The sequence below is a fragment of the Ignavibacteriales bacterium genome (assembly GCA_020635255.1).
Classification (GTDB): domain Bacteria; phylum Bacteroidota; class Ignavibacteria; order Tepidaquicellales; family Tepidaquicellaceae; genus JAEYVS01.
This window is the reverse complement of sequence record JACKAC010000002.1, coordinates 181,325-200,962: the sequence shown is the minus strand read 5'-3', so window position 1 is coordinate 200,962 and position 19,638 is coordinate 181,325. Positions and strand designations below refer to the sequence as shown.

18 protein-coding genes are annotated in these 19,638 nt (G+C 36.6%); 13 read left to right on the top strand and 5 right to left on the bottom strand.

What is annotated here, in order from left to right; translation table 11 throughout:
• Nucleotides 1-244: 244 nt before the first annotated feature.
• The 8 genes from H6614_08790 to H6614_08755 all read left to right on the top strand — a co-directional run bounded on the left by H6614_08790 (nt 245) and on the right by H6614_08755 (nt 6,134).
• Nucleotides 245-1,240, top strand: a complete 996-nt coding sequence (locus tag H6614_08790; GenBank protein ID MCB9243756.1) for a fibronectin type III domain-containing protein — start codon at nt 245-247, stop codon at nt 1,238-1,240.
• Between the two features lie 10 nt (nt 1,241-1,250).
• Nucleotides 1,251-1,895: a T9SS type A sorting domain-containing protein gene (locus H6614_08785; GenBank protein ID MCB9243755.1), complete on the top strand. Its 645-nt coding sequence runs from the start codon at nt 1,251-1,253 to the stop codon at nt 1,893-1,895.
• A 12-nt stretch (nt 1,896-1,907) separates the two neighbouring features.
• Nucleotides 1,908-2,567 carry a T9SS type A sorting domain-containing protein gene (locus tag H6614_08780; GenBank protein MCB9243754.1) on the top strand — a complete coding sequence of 220 codons (660 nt, stop codon included), beginning with the start codon at nt 1,908-1,910 and terminating at the stop codon, nt 2,565-2,567.
• A gap of 205 nt (nt 2,568-2,772) precedes the next feature.
• Complete coding sequence (locus H6614_08775) at nt 2,773-3,213, top strand: ubiquinol-cytochrome c reductase iron-sulfur subunit (GenBank protein ID MCB9243753.1); 441 nt, start codon at nt 2,773-2,775, stop codon at nt 3,211-3,213.
• A gap of 89 nt (nt 3,214-3,302) precedes the next feature.
• Complete coding sequence (locus H6614_08770; protein MCB9243752.1) at nt 3,303-3,665, top strand: hypothetical protein; 363 nt, start codon at nt 3,303-3,305, stop codon at nt 3,663-3,665.
• A gap of 54 nt (nt 3,666-3,719) precedes the next feature.
• Nucleotides 3,720-3,989, top strand: a complete 270-nt coding sequence (locus H6614_08765; GenBank protein ID MCB9243751.1) for an EsaB/YukD family protein — start codon at nt 3,720-3,722, stop codon at nt 3,987-3,989.
• Nucleotides 3,990-4,065: 76 nt separating this feature from the next.
• Nucleotides 4,066-5,226 carry a ThiF family adenylyltransferase gene (locus H6614_08760; protein MCB9243750.1) on the top strand — a complete coding sequence of 387 codons (1,161 nt, stop codon included), beginning with the start codon at nt 4,066-4,068 and terminating at the stop codon, nt 5,224-5,226.
• 2 nt (nt 5,227-5,228) lie between these two features.
• Nucleotides 5,229-6,134: a hypothetical protein gene (locus H6614_08755; GenBank protein ID MCB9243749.1), complete on the top strand. Its 906-nt coding sequence runs from the start codon at nt 5,229-5,231 to the stop codon at nt 6,132-6,134.
• Nucleotides 6,135-6,185: 51 nt separating this feature from the next.
• On the opposite strand, the gene menA is transcribed toward H6614_08755, so the two are convergent.
• The 3 genes from menA to H6614_08740 all read right to left on the bottom strand — a co-directional run bounded on the left by menA (nt 6,186) and on the right by H6614_08740 (nt 8,652).
• Nucleotides 6,186-7,145 (bottom strand): 1,4-dihydroxy-2-naphthoate octaprenyltransferase, encoded by a 960-nt coding sequence (gene menA / locus H6614_08750; protein ID MCB9243748.1) that lies wholly within the window; start codon nt 7,143-7,145, stop codon nt 6,186-6,188.
• A gap of 107 nt (nt 7,146-7,252) precedes the next feature.
• Nucleotides 7,253-7,714: an NfeD family protein gene (locus tag H6614_08745; GenBank protein ID MCB9243747.1), complete on the bottom strand. Its 462-nt coding sequence runs from the start codon at nt 7,712-7,714 to the stop codon at nt 7,253-7,255.
• Between the two features lie 8 nt (nt 7,715-7,722).
• On the bottom strand, nt 7,723-8,652 hold the full coding sequence (locus H6614_08740; protein MCB9243746.1) for a paraslipin: 930 nt from the start codon (nt 8,650-8,652) through the stop codon (nt 7,723-7,725).
• 179 nt (nt 8,653-8,831) lie between these two features.
• Here H6614_08740 and H6614_08735 point away from each other — a divergent pair, with 179 nt between their 5' ends.
• Together H6614_08735 and H6614_08730 are read left to right on the top strand one after the other, a co-directional pair.
• Nucleotides 8,832-10,787 (top strand): tetratricopeptide repeat protein, encoded by a 1,956-nt coding sequence (locus tag H6614_08735; GenBank protein MCB9243745.1) that lies wholly within the window; start codon nt 8,832-8,834, stop codon nt 10,785-10,787.
• A gap of 19 nt (nt 10,788-10,806) precedes the next feature.
• Complete coding sequence (locus tag H6614_08730) at nt 10,807-11,490, top strand: glycosyltransferase family 2 protein (GenBank protein MCB9243744.1); 684 nt, start codon at nt 10,807-10,809, stop codon at nt 11,488-11,490.
• Here H6614_08730 and H6614_08725 read toward each other — a convergent pair.
• Complete coding sequence (locus H6614_08725) at nt 11,483-13,057, bottom strand: HAMP domain-containing histidine kinase (protein ID MCB9243743.1); 1,575 nt, start codon at nt 13,055-13,057, stop codon at nt 11,483-11,485. The two genes, H6614_08730 and H6614_08725, sit on opposite strands and share 8 nt — an antisense overlap.
• 192 nt (nt 13,058-13,249) lie before the next feature.
• Here H6614_08725 and H6614_08720 point away from each other — a divergent pair, with 192 nt between their 5' ends.
• Both H6614_08720 and H6614_08715 read left to right on the top strand, forming a co-directional pair.
• Nucleotides 13,250-16,708 (top strand): hypothetical protein, encoded by a 3,459-nt coding sequence (locus H6614_08720; GenBank protein MCB9243742.1) that lies wholly within the window; start codon nt 13,250-13,252, stop codon nt 16,706-16,708.
• A gap of 52 nt (nt 16,709-16,760) precedes the next feature.
• Nucleotides 16,761-18,191: a cysteine--tRNA ligase gene (locus H6614_08715; GenBank protein ID MCB9243741.1), complete on the top strand. Its 1,431-nt coding sequence runs from the start codon at nt 16,761-16,763 to the stop codon at nt 18,189-18,191.
• Between the two features lie 34 nt (nt 18,192-18,225).
• Here H6614_08715 and H6614_08710 read toward each other — a convergent pair whose 3' ends face one another.
• Nucleotides 18,226-18,789 carry a hypothetical protein gene (locus H6614_08710; protein MCB9243740.1) on the bottom strand — a complete coding sequence of 188 codons (564 nt, stop codon included), beginning with the start codon at nt 18,787-18,789 and terminating at the stop codon, nt 18,226-18,228.
• Nucleotides 18,790-18,944: 155 nt separating this feature from the next.
• Between H6614_08710 and H6614_08705 the strand changes: the two genes are divergently transcribed.
• Nucleotides 18,945-19,631, top strand: coding sequence for a metal-dependent hydrolase (locus H6614_08705; GenBank protein MCB9243739.1), 687 nt, complete (start codon nt 18,945-18,947; stop codon nt 19,629-19,631).
• Nucleotides 19,632-19,638 lie beyond the last annotated feature (7 nt).

The window sequence follows — 19,638 nt, the reverse complement described above, 5'->3', positions numbered from 1 at the left end:
CTGATCGAGTGATTTTATCAGGTCAAATAGATCGTCTGAGGTTTTCATAAGTTAGACGCTTAAGGAATTATCTTGTTTAAGGTATTGTTTATATTATAAATGCCTGGTTTTAGAGCCTAGAAATACTAAATTTGAATCCTACGATTTCAATAACAAATGTTTTTGAAGTTAGGTAATCTATTTATTAACTTGCAAGTGAAATCAATTTGTAAAAAAGTTTCCGGAAAAAAATCTTTATAGTAAGATGAAAAAATTTTTAAAAGAAAAACTGGCTATACTGCTACTGGTAAGTGTGGGGATACTTATTAGTAACAATTCAGCGATAAGCCAGGTTAACGTATCAAATGCGTTCGAAGGGGATGATGTTCCTCTAAAACCGGGTAAACTGACTGCAGAACCATTATACTATAGCTTAATAAAGCTAACCTGGTCGGATCAGTCCAACAACGAGACGGGCTTTCATGTGTATAAAAAGGATGATTATAGAAATCAGTATAAGTTACTATTCGATGTTCCTGCAAATAAAACGTCTGCGTATATTTGGGACCTACATGAAGAGACAGAATACTCTTTTTATGTGGTAGCATTCAACGGGCATGGTAATTCCGATGCGTCTAATATAGCAAATGCAACTACTCCGAGGGGTTATGTATTCGGAACACCAGAAGCTCCCTCTGATCTTGAAATTATTACACAAAGCGGTACCGAAGTTGAAATTGGATGGTTGGATCATTCTAATAATGAGTGGGGCTTTAAGATCGCTCGCAAAAAAGACAATGAACCATTCTTTGAAATTATAGACTCAACCGCAACAGATGTACTAACATACAGAGAAGTCGGTCTAGAACCAGATAGGATATATATATATAAAGTATGTGCGTATAATGAATATGGTCTTTCGGCATACACAAATAGTGTTGAGGTCAAGACAAACAATGATAATAGTTCAGGAAGCACTCTCCTACCGGGAAACAGAAATGGATATTCATTAAAGGGTAATTACCCTAATCCCTTTAATCCAAGCACATTAATTGAATTTTCCATTGCTCAGGCCTCAAACGTCAAATTGGCAATTTATAATGTATTGGGCGAAGAGATCTCTGTAATCTCGAATACGTTCCTCCAGGCAGGAAATTACATGTACGAATGGAATGCATCCGAGTTTGCAAGCGGAGTGTACTTTTACAAATTAGAGGCAGGAAATTTCACCGAAACAAAAAAAATGCTATTGATAAAATAAAATAGAATAGATGAAATCAATTAAAATATTTCTAGCTGTAATAGTTTTAACATTAGTATCCCTAAATTCCTCGCAAGGAACTATTCATATTATTGAAGTAGTAAATTTTAACTTTGCTCCTTCAAGTGTAAATGCTGTAGTAGGTGATACAATCAAGTGGATGTGGATCAGTGGGAGCCATACGACAACATGCGACGGATCAACAGGGACTTCCCGCCCAGCCGGAGCCGATCCATGGAATCAGCCAATGAATTCTGGGAGCTCAACCTTTTCTTATGTTATTATGGTAGCCGGGACATACAATTATAAATGTATCCCCCATTTTCCTTCTATGGTGGGAACGATTAACGCAACAGTTTCATCAATTAGTCAGACCTCTTCTTCTATACCGGAGCGATATAGCTTATATCAAAATTATCCCAATCCTTTCAATCCAAGCACGAATATAAAGTTTGATATAGTAAAGGGGGGATTCACTAGTTTGACAATCTATAATCTTCTTGGACAAAAGATCGCAGAATTAGTGAATACTGATTTGTCACCCGGATTTTATGAGGCAAGCTGGGATGCAAGCGAACAAACGAGTGGTGTGTATATTTATAAACTTCAATCAAATGATTTTACGGAAACAAGGAAATTAACCTTATTAAAATAATAATTAATTGCAATGAAAGCTAAATTTACACAACTACTCATTCTAACTTTCTTAATGGTCATTATTACATGTTTCAATTTAGGTGCTACAACACACACAATCGAAGTTGGTGCCGGTAGCGGATTTGAGTTTGTACCATCCTCAACAAATGCGATTGTTGGCGATACCATATTGTTTCAGTGGGTAGACGGAGATCATACTACTACGTGTGATAACTCCACTGGAACATCTTTACCAGTTGGCGCTGCTACATGGGACGAACCAATGAATTCAGGCAGTACCACTTTTACATATATAATAACAGTAGCAGGCACATATAATTATAAGTGCATTCCACATTTTCCATCAATGGTTGGAACAATCAATGCAACAGTTTCTTCAATCTTTCAAACATCTTCATCTTTACCCGAAAGATATAACTTGAATCAAAATTATCCAAATCCTTTCAATCCAAGTACAAATATAAAGTTCGATATAGCAAATACAGGTCCTGTAAAAATCACGATATATAATAGCCTTGGGATGCAAGTTGAGACGCTCGTCAATGAAAATTTATCTCCCGGAAGTTACCAGGTTAACTGGAATGCATCAAGTATAAGTAGTGGTACATACTTTTACAGAATTGAGACTGATGGTTTTGTCGAAACGAAGAAAATGCTCCTAATAAAGTAAAATCCAAAATGATTAATTTCAAAATGGTGTTTATTGCGGACGATATTGAGAAGAAGTGGATACCTGGACCGGTAATAACAACAACATCAGGAAAAGAAAAGATACATTAATTCCCCCATAACCTGAACGTGAACCCGGCACCGGAAACTTTTTAATAAAAGCCGGGTTTACGTCTTAAATAAACAACGCAAAATTATACATAGATATGAGATCAAAGACTATAATAAGCAGAAGGGACTTTCTGTCAAAATCAGCAAAAGCAGCAGCAATCGGGGCGTTAACATTAGGAAGTGTAAAACTCGATAAAGTATTCTCAGCCACAAAAAATAATGATAAAGAAACCAGTATCCAAAAAACTATCAATATATCTGACTACCCTTCATTACAAAAGGTAGGAGGCTATACCATGATAACCAGCACTGTTATAGTTATAAGAACAAGTAAAAACAAATTTACCGCGCTAAGTACAATCTGCACTCACAAGAAGTGTGACGTGGAATATACAGGAAGTAAATTTGAATGCCCATGCCACGGTTCGGAATATAATAAGTTTGGGAAAGTATTGAATGGTCCAGCAAAGAAAAACCTTAAAAAATACAGTACATCCTTTGATGAGGAGAGTGGTGTATTAACCATAAATATGTAATTATGAGCTCTGCCCATCTCCATTTATTATTAAATCATTTCCCTGTCATTGGAACGATTATAATTATTCTAGTGATAGGTTATGGTATATTGAAGAAAGATAAGGCAATTATAAAAACTGCTTTACTTATAACTGTTTTTATTTCCATTGTAACAATCTTTGCCTATACAACCGGTAACGGAGCACAACAAATGGTTGAAGGCATGGACGATGTCACCGAAAAGTATATCGACGAACACGAGGATGCCGCCGGCTTTTCATTTATCATAATGGAAATATTAGGAGGTGTTTCGTTGATTGGATTGATACTATTTAATAAAAAAGAGCATTATCCATCCTGGTTCATTGCTGTAATAGTTTTTTTACTCCTTGCTACCGCAAGCACGATGGCGAGAACCGCTAATCTCGGCGGAAAAATACATCACCCCGAAATACAAAAGGACGTTTTCTAGCCAAAAGAATTAATTTCCCATTTCACTCCTATTGTTTTTTTTATAAATTGAATTATGGCGAAAATAAACGTTACTATTATCGATGCAACAGGCAATAAAGAGCAGTTGGCTACACTTCCAGATGATGCATCCGTAAGCAGGATCATGGAAGTATTATTACCCAAAATGAAAATGCCACTTGAAGGACCTGACGGGCAACCAATATCTTATAAATTTCACCATAAAGCATCCGGTAAGCAGTTGAAAGACGAGCAAACCCTTGGAGAAGCCGGGGTAAAAGACGGCGACGTATTAAGACTCCATCCCGAAATCACCGCAGGATAGTTTCCCAGATCAATTATTTTCCTTTGTATGTCTTTTTCTCACAATTTTTTAATATTTTATCCCGATGGAAAAATCTATGGAAATAAAAGATGATAGATATTCCCGACTAGACATAATAACCTGGTGGGACAGAAATGTACTTTCGTCAGCCCACGTAATGGTTGTAGGATGTGGTGCATTGGGCAATGAGATCATCAAGAACCTGACGATGCTTGGCATAGGTAATATATACTTAGTCGATATGGATGCAGTAGAAAAGAGTAACCTCACAAGGAGCGTTTTATTCAGAAAAGAAGATGAAGGAAAAAGTAAAGCTGAAACTGCCGCTATAAGGGCAAAAGAAATTAATGATGAGGTTAATATTCATTATTTCGACGGGAATATTTATGAGCTAGGGTTAGGAATTTTTAAAAAAATGGACGTTGTCATATGCGGGCTCGATAACAGGGAAGCTAGATTGTTTGTAAATCAATCCTGCTGGAAGGTATCGACACCATGGATCGATGGTGCCATCGAGGTATTAAACGGTATCGCAAGAATGTTTATCCCACCTGATGGAGTAGATTATGAATCTACAATGACCGAAACGGATTATAAACTTCTCAATTATAGAAAATCATGCTTACTCCTTGGCATCGATGATATAGAGCAAGGGAAGATACCAACTACTCCTACCATTGCATCAATAATCGGAGGGATCGAAGTACAGGAAGCTATAAAATATCTGCACGGAGAAAATGATCTATTAATTCTTGATGGAAAGGGATTCATTTACAATGGAAATACAAACGAGTCCTATATTGTAGAATACCAGGTCAAAGAAGATTGTAATTCCAGATATACGTTTAATAAAATAAACATGTCTAACATAAGCTACAGCAAAGCTACATTGAGCGATATAAAGGATTTTGGAAGTAAATTTTTTGGAGATGATTTCACTGTCGAATTTAACAATGAAGTGGTCTACAAATTGAGCGATGGCGAAACCGGTTCCGGAAAAGGATATTTTGCTAATTTAAACCTGTTAAAATCTTCCGACATAAAAGAAGGCGAGAATATATTAAAGGTTCATACCTTTCACTCTCTAAATATAAATTCTGATCTATTTAAAGAATTATCAAATATGAAACTTTCCGACCTCCATATTCCGTCTAATGATATATTAATACTTAGAAAAGAAAATAGAGAAGAATACATAGGATTTGGTTTCAGTGAGATATTTAAAGAGGTAAAATAGAGTTGTCTCCAGTCAAAAATAAAATCTGTCCCTATTGCCAGACTAATATAAAGGATGGCGCCGAATACACTATTTGTGCGGAATGCGGCACACCACATCATCGTGAATGCTGGAATGAAAATAGAGGATGTACGACCTTCGGGTGCAAAGAAAATCCTGACATTAAAAAAGAGTCAAACGAAGTCATCAATATAGGCAATAAAACTGTCGAAGAAATTGAAAGACTCATCCATCAAGCAAGGGAACGACGAATCCCTGTATCAAACCCCCTAACAAATTGTCCTGAATGTAACTCTCTAGTAGATGAAAATTCCCGTTATTGTAAGTTTTGTGGACACAATTTTAACGAAAACCAAACACCCATAAAGCGAAACGACTTTGAGAAAGAATATATAAGGAGGTATAAACAACGAGTATCATTACAAAGAAAAGGCGGATGGACGACCCTAGTGAGCGCTGTATTAATAGTAACCATATTGATCCTATCGGGATATTTCGCATACATCAAGATCAATGAATTTATGAGTTCTCCCAAAGAAGAAATAAGGAGTACTGTAGTAAGCTGGAAAAGGGCATGGGAAAGTAAGAATATAGAGGAGTATAAAAGCTATCTCGCAGATAATTATCAGTATACTTCCATTGAAGGTGATAAAAAGGAGGAAAAGAGGCTTGGCAGAGAAGAAAGGATTGAGAGAATAGAATGGACTTTTAACAGATACGATTACATAAAAATAAGTTTTTCGGATATGAAAATAGATCTGGATACTTCCAACAATTCAAAGGCATTGGTAACGGTTCAAGAAAAATATGAATCTGATAAATACGGCGATGAGGGAAAGAAAGAATTATATCTGGAAAGGGATAGCGAGGGAAAATGGAAAATCTATAAAGAAATCTTTGAATTATAAAAAAAGCGGAAGTTTACATTCCGCTTTTTCTGTATACTCACTTCAAATACTTTATAGTAAAACAAAATAAGCAATCATTAAACCAATTATTAACGTAAGTCCAAACTGCATATTGAGCTGAGCAGTCATCATTATATGTTTGGTACCATATTCAAATCTAGCCTGCGGTTCCTGAGGGATACCTCCAATCATTTTAATCAGTTTCAGCCCTATCGGCAGGGTCACCAAAGCTAATAGAGCCGGCCACGGCAATAATCCCATGATAACAAAAATCACCAGTGAAAGATATGCACCAAGAATTAAAAAATAGTAAAAAACAATCGATGCTTTTTCTCCTATTAGAATTGGAAGTGTTTTAACACCAAATTTACCATCAAAATTTATATCCCGTATATTATTAGAATGAAGGATTGCATCTATTAAAAGACCTACCGGGATTGAAAACAACAATGGGTACCATGAAAATTGTCCTGTCTGAACAATATATGCTCCGAGCGTCATCCCTACACCAAACGAAAGTATCACCTGAATATCACCGAGTGCTTTGTATTTTAATGCAAAGGGTTTTGCCGTATAGAAGATTGCAGAAAAGAAGCCAAAGCCCGTAAGATACAGAATCCACACACCCGCTTGAAGATAAAGGTAAACTCCACAAACCACAGAGAGTAACAAAGTAATAATCGCCATATTCCACATCTGTTTAATATTCAGGACTCCCATAGATAAGACCATAGAACCCCCATGTGGAATCCCAAGCTCCTTATCTTCCTTGTCTATCCCTTTTTTATAGTCATAAATATCATTAATAACGTTCGTTGCCACCTGAACAAGGACTGCACCGATCAAGGCAACGAAGAAGTTTAGATAATTAAAACTAAGTTCAGGATTGAGAACTACAGCAAGAACTGAACCCAGCAGAATAGGTATTATAGATGCAGGAAATGAATAAGCTCTTGCCGCCATCATAAACTTCCCAAAACCCGAAGGCTGTGGTATGGTATTTTCTGACATAACTCTTTTAATTGATTTTGAAATTCGTATTATTCATCTGAACGCGAAAATTATCAATTTATAAATTAAATATAAGTCAAATAATATGATAAATATTCATTTTAGGCTCAGTCTAATGGTTTAACTTTAAGAAGCAGATTTTTCCTATACAGAATTTCTACAACATCCCCTTTCTTGATAAAAAAATCAGATTCTGCCTCCCATACGGTTCCAAACAATTCTACTTGGCCTCCAAGCTTACCCGGCTCTATATCCTCAACCACAAGCGCCTTCTTCCCTTTAACTTCATCAACGCTTTCCCCTGGTTTTCTTTCGTGCCCCACATCACCCCTAAAGTCTCTTTTCCATATCAATCGAAACAAGGTAAGAGACAATAGCGAGGAAATAATAAAAACTGCTACTTGTGCAAAAATAGAATCTATTATCCCCAAGGCTAAAAGTATTGAGGTAACTACTGCACCAATTCCAAAAAAGAATAAAATAAAGCCCGGCACTGCTAGCTCCACCAGGAAAAAAATAATCCCTATCACTAACCACAAAACAACTGTTGAAGAAATATCAATTCCCATAAATTTGCTTACCCCTCTTTAGTTGATTCCTTAAATACTTTCCCGGCAGTAGCAATAACCGACGAAATGTCCGTTAGATCTTGCGGAATTATCATTGTGTTACTCTTTGATGCTAGTGATCCGAATTCTTTTATATATTGTTCTGCAAGCTTTAGATTAACAGCATCCTTTCCGCCCGGTTCATTTATAGCATTCGAAACTTCTCTGATACTCATTGCCGTTGCTTTTGCAATTCTTTCAATTTCCTGGGCTCTACCCTCTGCTTCATTGATCCTCTTAATCTTTTCTCCCTCGGATATTGAAATAGCTTCCTGTTTGTTTCCCTCAGCTACGTTTATTTTTGCCTGCTTTTCGCCTTCCGATTCTGCGATCAGTGCACGCTTTTCTCTCTCAGCCCTCATTTGTTTCTCCATGGCATCCTTAATACTTGCCGGAGGAACTATATTTTTAATTTCATATCTTGTTACTTTCAGACCCCACGGATCGGAAGCTTTATCTACAGCCGATACTATTGCTGCATTTATTTTTTCCCTTTCTTCAAAGGTTCTGTCCAGCTCGATCTTACCTACCTCGCTCCGCATCGTTGTCTGACAAAGTTGTATTGCTGCAAACGCATAATCGATTACACCATATGAGGCTTTTACCGGATCAACTATAAGGAAATACAGTACTCCATCCACTTCAACTTGAATATTATCCTTAGTTATACAAGCCTGAGGGGGAACATCAACGGCAAACTCTTTTAGAGAGTGCCGGTAGGCTACTTTATCCATAAACGGAACAAGTATATGAAATCCCGCTTCGAGTGTTGCCCGATACTTTCCGAGCCTTTCTATAATAAAAACTGTTTTTTGTGGGACAACACGTGCTGTTTTCAGAAAAACAATCAATATAAACAAAGCAATAACCAATATTATTACTGTTTCTATCGGACTCATTCTAAGTGATTAATTTAAGTGGAATTTGGTTAAGGCTTTAAATTAATTATAACTCACAAAAGAAAAAACTGTTTTTTTGTTCTTCACCCATTTTCACGCAAAAAGAACTATTTATTCAATTGAAATTATTAAACTTAAAGAATAACTTGAATCTTATCTTAAGAAGTAAACAGTAAAATTTGGAAAACGAAACCCCTAATGTAGAGGAGCATTTACAGGAAAATCCTCTTTTAAAATTTATAAAATCAACAAGCTGGTCTATTCCATTTATAGCCTTAGTCGTTCTTTTAGTCGTTTTTTCGTTAAGATTAATCAATAATGCAGATATTGGTTTTCATTTAAAAGGGGGGCAATGGATACTGGAAAATTTCAAGTTTCCCGGAAACGATGTTTTTACATACACGGTAAACACACATGAATACATTGACATGCAGTGGCTATATCAAGTATTAATCTTTTCTGTACAAAGCATCTTTGGTTATGCCGGTTTAACGATTTTAAATGTATTATTTATACTAACAACATTTTATTTACTCTACAGGGTAATGCAATTTAGAGAGGTTCCCCTACCGCTTATAATTATAACTCTATTTACAATTCTTCTTGTTGTTCAGATTAGATTCAGTTACAGACCCGAGCTGATAAGCTGGATAGGTATAATGCTTACACTTTTTATAATGGAGGTTTATTACTTTACAAAAAAGAAAAACCTCTACTTACTTCCTATAATTACTCTGGTATGGGTAAATATGCACGGATTATTCATGATAGGTTTATTTATGATGGCGTGCTATATATTAAGTATATGGATAAAAGATAAAAAACTTGATCTGTATTTACTAAAGTGGTTCGCAATAGCCATTTTAGCAACATTGGTAAATCCATACTTTATAAAGGGTGCAACCTATCCATTCTACCTTCTCACCAGACTGGATGAATCCAATATATTTGCCCAAACCATATTTGAGTTGAAATCACCTATTGGGGTAGGTTTTTCGAATCTTCTCTTTGAGTTGAGAATATACTATTGGACTGCCGCATTGTCGCTAGCGTTTTTTTTACTCACATACAGAAAAAGAAAAATACATGAATTCATAATTTTTGTGGCTTTTTTCTACATTTCATACGCGGCCGTAAGGAACGTTCCAATATTTATGTTTTATGCAGGTTTTATTCTTTCACTGTGTTTAAAGGATATATTTGCAACTGAGTTCGCAAAAAAAATCACTTCCAAATTAGAGGTTATCAATGATGCACTTGCCTATTCGCTTGCAATTGCTTTTATACTCGTATCGGCCAGAGTTGTAACAGGAAATTATTATTTAGGTTATGGTTCGGGTGCAAATTTCGGGATGGGATTAAATGAAAAGAGCTTCCCGGTTGGGGCTCTAGAGCATTTAAAGAAAAATAATCTTAATGGAAGAATCTTGAATGATATTGGCTACGGGGGATGGCTTGAATGGCAGTACCCTAATCAAGTCTTTATCGATGGAAGGCTTGAAGTAATAAAAGAGGATCTATATAAAGAATATCTCGCAGCCCTAAACAACAATAAGCTTGCTGATCTAATAGCAAAATACAATCCCCAACTAGTAATTTTTAATCATGGAGTATCATACAGCTGGATCCCACAAATGCGAGACATGCCCGGGTGGAAAATTGTGTATTTGGACGATAACACTGCAGTATATGGAAAGTCGGATTACTTAGGTACTGTTAGTATGAATTATATAGGCGAATTTTTTGAAAAGGAGGGCTACCGAATTGATTTCAATGATGATGATATAAACAGGATACTTGATATTGAGCCAGGTTTCAAAAAATCAGATTGGTTTAGTGGATTCTATGAGGAACATAACCAATACAGGGAGCTAAACAGCTTTGCTTTGTTTTGCCTCGATATTAATAGGTTAAAAGAGGCAGAGTTTGCGTATTTAAACATACTCGACAAAAGTAATGGCAAGCTTGAACCTGAAATAATAAAGGAATTATATTTTAATTTGGGAACTATATATCAAAGAAATGGTGATGATGAAAAAGCGTTGAAATGCTATAAGATAGCAATCAAGTACGATCCCTTTAATAGCGAATTGCAGAAAAGAATACTGGACGTTGACGTAAAGAAAACCCTTTAACGTCGCTCAGGAGAACGATTTGAATTTATCAGTTATTATTCCAGTATATAATGAAGAGAAATATCTTGAAGAAATAATTGCAAGAGTCGCTAACACGAAACTTGTATACGAAATAATATGTGTGGACGACGGATCCACCGACCAGTCTAAAAATTTGCTCAAAAGCCTGAGCGAAGACCGTAACATACCCCTCAAGGTATTGACACATCCACAAAATCGAGGCAAAGGAGCCGCCATAAAGACCGGGTTAAGTATTGCTTCAGGTGATCTTGTATTAATACAAGATGCCGATCTTGAGTATAATCCAAAAGATTATGAAGCATTAATAAAACCTTTTAATGAAAAATGTGTCCACGTAGTCTATGGTTCAAGGAATCTAATAAGAAACCCAAAATCCTCGCTAGCATTTTATTACGGAGGCCGGCTTCTCAGTATTCTGACAAATATTATATATGGTTCGAAAATAACGGATGAATCAACCTGCTATAAGGTTTTTAAAACTGAATTATTAAGAGATTTGAATCTTGAAAATGAGGGATTCGATTTTTGCCCGGAAGTAACGGCAAAAATTTTAAAGCAAAAAATAAAAATCCACGAAGTCCCTATTAGTTATAGTCCCCGTTCAAGAAATGAAGGGAAAAAGATAAGATGGTATGATGGTATTATCGCAATCTGGACATTGCTTAAATACCGTATTAGATAGGTACCTGATCATACTTCTTGGCGTTAAGTATCTTAAATTTTATTATGAAACTTATTCCCTTTGAATCTATATCCTGAGCAACGGAAATTTCACCTCCTTGTTTCTCAATAATTAATTTAATTATCGCAAGTTTTAGACCTGGAACTTCACCTCGCCTTAAAACATTGCTTTCTTTAAATGGCTCCCAGATATTCTTTATATCTAAAGTAAATGTTCCTTCACCTTTACTTTTAAATTCTACTAAGTAATCTTTATCGTCAATTACTCGTTCTTTAATAACAACGTTTTTCTCTTTGCTAAACGTCGCTATAATGTCAATAAGTGTTTTAATACTATTGCCACATTTCTCTGTATCCAAGACAATCTCATGATCATTCTCAAATTTTCCAAGATGATAAATCTTTATGTCGCTTCTTTCTAATTTAAACTCATTTACTGCCTTACTGATAAAGTCTCCATATTTAACCTTGGATAACTTTAAATGGACTGATAAACTTTGGTATTCTATATACTCGAGAACCAATTCAACAAATTCCTTTAATCTTTTATAACTCTCATCTACCATGTCTACATATTCCATTATCTGCGCTTTTTCATCCTCGTCCTTGAAAACTGCTGCTTCAATATCATCTTTTAATAAGACTGAAATTGACATTCCATGGAGCGGCGTCCTTAATTCATGAGATATAATCCTTAAAAAAGTTGTTTCTATTTTTGCAAGTGCCTGAGCTTTTCTTTGAGCTTTTCTAAGGTCTGAAATAATCCTCCTGATCTTGCTTTGCTGGTTAAGGATCTTGGAGTGCATTGAATTTGCAGCATCGATCAATCGCTTTACTTCACCCTCGGCTGATATATCCAGCTTCTTCTCCTTGCCAAAAAAAGAAAAGCTTTCCATAAAGTCAGTAACCCTGCTAAGTGGACGGCTGATCTGTCTCGATATCAAAATACTTAAAAGGATTAATATGGGAAACAAGATCAATCTTGTTATTATTAGATCATCATTAAATGAACTAATAGCAACGTTTACACTATCCGGGTCAAATGCTGTAGTAACAATAGCAATAACTTTTCCCTCAGGCGAAATAACCGGCGCCATACCTGCTATCCAGGTACCGGAATTATTTTTATAGATTGGGGTGTGAAGAGATGTTTTTTCATTATAAACGTCCCAGAGATTTCTTTGCCTTATGGGACTAACGATTATAAGTGTATCTCCGGCTGGTATAGATGTATTAGTATTAGGACCGTAAATTGCTATATTGCTGTCTACGAGGTATAAGGAATATATGTCCTGCTTCAGTCCCAGGCTTTTCTTTATCTCTAGGAGTTTTTCGTCCAGTTCAACGCTTGGCAGAGTAGGTAATGTGTCCGAAAATGAAATGTATAGGGATTCTAATTTCTCCGAAGGTAATGATAAAGCACTAATGGAAGAGATAGTTTTAAGCTGCTCACCGTGAAGTCTAATCTGCTCATCCTCATAAATGTCTTTAATCTGATAGAAAACTACTTCTATAAGGATAATTGAGGTTGCTAGAACAAAAATCAATATTTTCGTCCAGATCTTCATTCCTTTTAATAAGTTTATCAAAAAGAAATATCAAAATCAATATTATTGTTGTTTTTCCCTTACTTAAAACTTCTTCAAATAGCTAATAAATAACAATATATTATACTTTACAAAGAATCTTAAATTATTTTAAATTGAAACCTTTATTTAAATTATTTAGTATTATATTTATATATACATTTAAGATTCGATATGACCTCTACGAATGCCGGAATAATATATAACTCCCTCGAGCAAAGATTATCAGTTACAAATAAGAAAGAGATACTTTACAATTTTTTGAGGAATACTCTAATAACATTCCTCGTATATGCCGTGCTCATTTTCATTTTTGTTCTACTTGAAGCAATATTTCATCTTCCAACTTTGGTCAGAGGGATCATTTTTTGGGGTGTTATATCGACTTCAGTATCAACTCTTGCATATATCTCTCTGAATTATTTTTTAAAGAGAGCCGGGCTTATAAAGCCATTCGACCCTATAAACTATTCAGTTAAGGTTGGAAGTAAATTCTCTGCGATCAAGGATTCCCTTTCTAATTCTCTTTCGTTATTTAAAAAAAATTCCTCAAATGTTTTTTCAAATGAATTAATCACCGCTAATCTAGAAAATGTAGATGATAGAACCAGCGGACTCGATTTCTCTTCTTTCATTCCTTTTAAAAATATTAAGAAGCTATCGATTACACTGGCAACTATATTATTGTTTTACTTTCTCACATTTGCCATCTTTCCGGGCACTATGCTTGGTTCGCTTAACAGACTGGTAAACTATCAGTACAATTTTATAGACGGTGAATACGGGATAGTATTCGAGATCGAACCCGGTAATACCGAAGTTGTAAAGGGAGAGCGTGTCGATGTTTCCGTACTCGTCAAAGCTAATAAAGATGGACTCGACATTAAGAAGCTGAAATTCTATACAAAGGAAGTAAAGAGGGACGGAACTGAAATTCTCCTGAACGAAAAGGAGCTCGAGACAGATGTTAACGGATATTTCCTTATAACGATAGACGCGGTAAATACTGACCTGTTATATTTCGCTGAATTTGAAGGAATCGAATCTGAAAAATATACCATAAAGATACTTGATTACCCGATCGTAAAAAGTTTTAAAATTACTGTAACTCCTCCCGAACAAACCGGGATACTTCCGAGAGAATTAAAAGAAAATGAGGGTGACGTTTTTTGCCCAGAAGGAAGCAGACTGGATTTTGAAGTAACTTCAAGCAGGGAACTGTCATCTGCCGGGATTGAATTAAACAGTAATCTGAATACATTCACCGTAAACTCGGATAAAGCAAGCGGATCTGTAACTGTCAGCAATAGCGGTACATATAAATTTGTCCTTAAGGATACAGAAGGAAGAGAAAACCGTAATGCAAAGCTCTACAATATTAAGGTTGTTAATGACGCCCCGCCAAAGATCGTTATTATTGAACCCAGGGAATCAAACTATACACTAAAGGGTGAAAGGGAATTAATTGTACGCGCACGAATCTCCGATGATTTTGGATTTTCAAAGCTTACTCTACATTACTCTAAAAATATTAATAAAGCTGCCTCGGGAAATTATACTGTGATTAATATCCCTATTAAAAATATGAATGCAACCTCGCTGGAAGTTCCATACCTGTGGAGTTTGCCGGGGCTGCGGTCAGGTGAACGGATAGAGTATTTCATGGAAGTTACGGACAATACTGGGAAGACCGCCCGCTCTGAGATCAGAACCCTGCAATATAAGGGTGTTACAGAGCTTTTGAAGAAATCTGAACAGATATCAAAGGAACTGAAATCGGAACTGGAATCTGTATCGCAGGATGCGTATGACCTTCAAAAGCACCTCATGGACCTGAAAAATAAATCACAGATGAACGAGGAGCTTGGGCTTAACGAACAACAAAAGCAGGACCTCCAGCAGCAGATAGATAATGTACAGAAGAATCTCGATGCAACTCAAAATAAAATAAATCAGAGCATCGAGCAGATGAAACAGAATAATCTTAGTGATAAGACACTCGAACAATACATGAAAATGCAGGAGCTCTTTAACAAAATTAATACACCGGAGCTCCAGGAGATGTTAAAGAAATTGAAGGAAGCACTCCAGAAGAATAACAAAGATGAAATTAGGGATGCAATGAAAAACTTTAATTTCGATGAGGAGGCTTTTAAAAAGAATCTCGAGAAGATATTGGAAATGATGAAGAAGATAGAGACATTGCAGGATTTTGGAAAGCTTACCGAAAAACTCGATGAGTTGACTAAGGAGCAGGAAGACCTTAAGAATGAAACTCAGCAAACCGACAATAATGATAAGAATAAGCTTAATGATCTCTCCCAAAAGCAAAATGATGTAAAAAATAAAACTGATGAATTCAAGGATGCGCTGAAAGACCTCATCGATAAAATGAAGCAGCTCAAAGACGATGATATGAACCCAAAAGATCTGCAGGATCTCCTGGATAAGATGAATAAGATGAATCTGCAGAATAAAATGAAGAACTCACAGCAGCAGCTTAAGGACGGGCAAAAACAAAATTCCGAACAGACTCAGCAGGATATCAGCCAGGATCTTAACGAACTGAATCAGGATATGATGGATGCGCTTGAAAAACAGCTATCAATGATGGACATGAACAGTAAGATGATGGAAAAAATGAACGGCATTAAGGAAAAACTCGAGGAGCTTAGCAAAAAGCAGCAGGAACTGAAGGAAAAAACAGAGGACTTCAGCCAGTCCGACAAAAAAGAAATGAAGGACGCCGGCAAAGAGCAGCAGGGTTTGCAGCAAGATCTCTCTGAGAATATAAACGATCTTATGAATATGTCCAAAAGCGGTGCACCATTAACACCTGAATTGGGCAAAGAGCTCGGGAAGTCATATAATAAAATGGACCAGGCGGGTGATAATCTCGACCAGGGTAAAAAGAGTGAAGCAACGGATAACCAGGGTAAAGCAAAGGAATCTCTGGATAAAGCAATCAAGATGCTAGGCGATATGATGAGCCAGATGCAGCAGCAGGGCAAAAATGGTCAGCAGGGTGACGGAAAAATGAGCCAGCTTATGCAGCAGCTCGCTAAGATCATTTCACAGCAACAGGGATTGAACGGTCAGATGGGGCAGTTCGGGGAAAATGGTAAAGGGAAAGATGGCAAGGACGGAAAGGACGGACTTTCACCGGAACAGCGCGAACAGCTTCAGCGGCTTCAGATGGAACAGGAGCAGGTAAGTAAATCGCTTGAGCAATTGAATAAGGAATTAGAAGAGGAAAAACAAAAGAGCGGCGAAAAAGTTCTGGGCGACCTTGACGAAATTAAGAAACAAATGCAGGAAGTGATAAAAGATATGCAAGACCAGAAAGTTACAGACAATACACTGGAGAAGCAGAATAAGATCCTTTCACGCCTGCTCGATGCACAGTTGTCACAGAGAGAAAAGGACTTCGAGCAAAAAAGGGAATCCCGCCCGGGAGTCAATTACACAAGGACTTCTCCTCCGGAGGTCGTTCTTAGCGGTCCAAAATCCTTTAATGCTCTCAAAGAAGAGTTCCTTAAGCTCCAAAAAGAGGGCTATACGGAAGACTACGAAGAGCTTATCACAAAATACCTCATTGAGTTGCGTAAAAACGGTTACGTGACCGAAGAATAATACCTCCTAATAGAATTTCATTTTCATCCCATAACGGTTAATTTCTATACCTATGGAAGATATTTATCTCTTTAATACGCTTTCCCGTACTAAGGAAAAGTTTGTCCCGATCGAACCCGGTAAAGTTAAGCTTTACACTTGCGGTCCGACTGTCTATGATTATCAGCATATAGGAAACCTCCGTACGTTCTTCTTTGAGGACATTTTAAAAAGGGTTTTGCTTTTCAATGGGTTTGAAGTTTTTCATGTAATGAACATTACCGATGTGGGGCATCTTGTTTCGGATGATGATGAAGGTGAGGATAAAATGGAGAAAGGAGCTGCCCGGGAAGGAAAAACTGTCTGGGAGATTGCAGATTATTACACCGGGGTTTTTAAAAATGATATTAACAGGCTGAATATCATTCCTCCGAAAGAATATTCTAAGGCAACGGATTATATACAGGAACAGGTCGATATGATAGAATGTCTGGAGAAAAAGGGGTTTACTTATATTACAAGTGATGGAGTTTATTACGATACTTCTCAATTTCCGACATATGCCAACCTCGCTAAGCTTGATATCGAGGGATTGCAGGAAGGAAAACGGATAGAATTTTCCAAAGAAAAAAAGAATATAACCGATTTTGCTTTATGGAAATTCTCTCCAAAAGACTCAACGCGTCAGATGGAATGGGAATCTCCGTGGGGTAAAGGATTTCCCGGCTGGCATATTGAATGTTCAGCAATGAGCAAAAAGCTCCTTGGTTCGCATTTGGATATCCATTGCGGAGGGGTAGACCATATCCCGATTCACCACACTAACGAGATCGCACAGTCGGAAGTATGTAATGGAGAGAAATATGTTAACTACTGGCTGCACGGTGAGTTTCTCCTGGAAGACTCGGGGAAAATGTCCAAATCAAAGGGTGAATTCCTTACTTTACAAACCCTGGTTGATAAAGGATATTCGCCTATGCATTATAGGTATTACTTGCTAAATACGCATTATAGGAAAAGGCTGAATTTTTCGTTCGAAGGACTGGATACTGCAAAGAATGGTTATGAAAGCCTGTCCGGAAAGATACTGCAATTGAAAAAAGATTCAGGTGACGGAGATATTTCCTCTCCGGATAAAAGTTATGTCGAAAAATTTACTAAAGTGATCAATGATGATCTAAATGTAACGGAAGGGCTGGCAGTTTTATGGGAATTGATCCGTGATAAGGACATACCGGCAAGCGTTAAGCTTGGCACGGGATATGAACTTGATAAGGTTTTAGGACTGGAATTATCAGAATTACCCTCTGCATCCGCTGGCAATATACCCGATGATCTGAAAAATCTTGCCGAAGAGCGTCTACTGGCTAAAAAAAATAAAGACTTTACCCTGGCTGACAAACTGCGCGATGAGATTAAAACGATGGGATATGAAGTAATGGATACAAAGGATGGTTACGAGATTAAAAATATAAAAAGCCCGCCGGGAAAAGCGGGCTTTTAGAAGTTTACTGATTCTCCTATAGTTATTATTTATTTCACTTCCCGTTTTTCGATCTTGCTTCCTCCAGCATTCCTGCCGGTAATAAACTATATATTACGGAATACACCTTTACAAGCCCTTCCTTATATTCCATTGTTGGAAATGCCGGTACTTCAATTCTTACTGGAGATTGGTCGAGATTCGGATCCGGGTTCACTATCGTTATTGTCATAGATTCTGTTGGACCGCCAATCGGATGATCCGTTTCTTCTTTTATATTACCTTCCAAAACGTTGCTATTTACAATGGCATCCGTTAATGATTTCAATTGCGAATCCGAGATTGTAAATTGCTCCTGGCTGAATCCTGTATCAGCATAGGACGGATAAAAAATAAACTGAGCCGTTTTGTCATAGTTAACTAACACCCGATAGTGATAATAATATTCAGGAGACACCGTTCCTGTTCTATAATGATAATCAATTGTAGACCAAGTAGTGTCCTGTGATGTTTTATTCTCAACCTTTACGTTCTTATTTGAGGAGCTTTTGTTGCTACTCGAACATGAAAAAGAAAACGATACAGCAACAGCCAACAATAAAAGTAAGATTTTTTTCATTCAGATTGTTTTAGTTATATATAAAACTATCTTTATTATTAATTATTTTCAAGTACAGTAATATTATTTGAATATTATTATGAGTTTATTGTTTTATTTACTAAATTGAAATAATACGTTATTAATAGTAATTTAGTAAAATCTGTAAAAAACATATGAAAGCTATATTCCACGGACATTCTTTTATTGAATTAAAACTTCGGGGAGAAGATAAGGAATATACAGTACTTATGGATCCATTTGTAACAGGTAATACATACTGTGATGTAGCCCCGGAGGATCTGAAATGTGACTTTATTATTCTCACACATGCGCATGGTGATCATTACGGTAATACCGAAGAAATTGCTAAAAATAACAATGCAACTGTGATTTCCAACTTTGAAATTGCAAATTATGTTGGAGAAAAGGGTATTAATGTTCATCCGATGCATATTGGTGGTTCACGAACTTTTCCATTCGGGAAAGTTAAGTTCACAATCGCGCATCATTCTTCCTCTTTTCCGGATGGCACATATGGGGGAAATCCTGCAGGTGTATTGGTTTTTAATAATGGTAAAACACTTTATCACGCAGGGGATACGTCTTTGTTTTATGATATGAAATTGCTGGGTGATATGCATAAGATGGATCTTGCATTCCTCCCAATTGGTGATAATTTTACGATGGGAATCGATGATGCCGTAAAGGCAGCCGAATTTACAGGAGCAGGTAAAGTTGTCCCAATCCATTACAATACTTTTGATGTAATAAAAGTTGATCCGCAGGAGTTTAAAAAGAAAGTTGAATCGATCGGGAAAAAATGTGATATTATAAATCCCGGTGATGAAATCAAAATATAATCATTCC

What these genes read in the sequence shown, in the direction of transcription:
- H6614_08790 (MCB9243756.1), top strand. Translation starts at nt 245, where the DNA reads ATGAAAAAATTTTTAAAAGAAAAACTGGCTATACTGCTACTGGTAAGT.
- H6614_08785 (MCB9243755.1), top strand. Translation starts at nt 1,251, where the DNA reads ATGAAATCAATTAAAATATTTCTAGCTGTAATAGTTTTAACATTAGTA.
- H6614_08780 (MCB9243754.1), top strand. Translation starts at nt 1,908, where the DNA reads ATGAAAGCTAAATTTACACAACTACTCATTCTAACTTTCTTAATGGTC.
- H6614_08775 (MCB9243753.1), top strand. Translation starts at nt 2,773, where the DNA reads ATGAGATCAAAGACTATAATAAGCAGAAGGGACTTTCTGTCAAAATCA.
- H6614_08765 (MCB9243751.1), top strand. Translation starts at nt 3,720, where the DNA reads ATGGCGAAAATAAACGTTACTATTATCGATGCAACAGGCAATAAAGAG.
- H6614_08760 (MCB9243750.1), top strand. Translation starts at nt 4,066, where the DNA reads ATGGAAATAAAAGATGATAGATATTCCCGACTAGACATAATAACCTGG.
- menA (MCB9243748.1), bottom strand. Translation starts at nt 7,145, where the DNA reads ATGTCAGAAAATACCATACCACAGCCTTCGGGTTTTGGGAAGTTTATG.
- H6614_08745 (MCB9243747.1), bottom strand. Translation starts at nt 7,714, where the DNA reads ATGGGAATTGATATTTCTTCAACAGTTGTTTTGTGGTTAGTGATAGGG.
- H6614_08740 (MCB9243746.1), bottom strand. Translation starts at nt 8,652, where the DNA reads ATGAGTCCGATAGAAACAGTAATAATATTGGTTATTGCTTTGTTTATA.
- H6614_08725 (MCB9243743.1), bottom strand. Translation starts at nt 13,057, where the DNA reads ATGAAGATCTGGACGAAAATATTGATTTTTGTTCTAGCAACCTCAATT.
- H6614_08720 (MCB9243742.1), top strand. Translation starts at nt 13,250, where the DNA reads ATGACCTCTACGAATGCCGGAATAATATATAACTCCCTCGAGCAAAGA.
- H6614_08715 (MCB9243741.1), top strand. Translation starts at nt 16,761, where the DNA reads ATGGAAGATATTTATCTCTTTAATACGCTTTCCCGTACTAAGGAAAAG.
- H6614_08710 (MCB9243740.1), bottom strand. Translation starts at nt 18,789, where the DNA reads ATGAAAAAAATCTTACTTTTATTGTTGGCTGTTGCTGTATCGTTTTCT.
- H6614_08705 (MCB9243739.1), top strand. Translation starts at nt 18,945, where the DNA reads ATGAAAGCTATATTCCACGGACATTCTTTTATTGAATTAAAACTTCGG.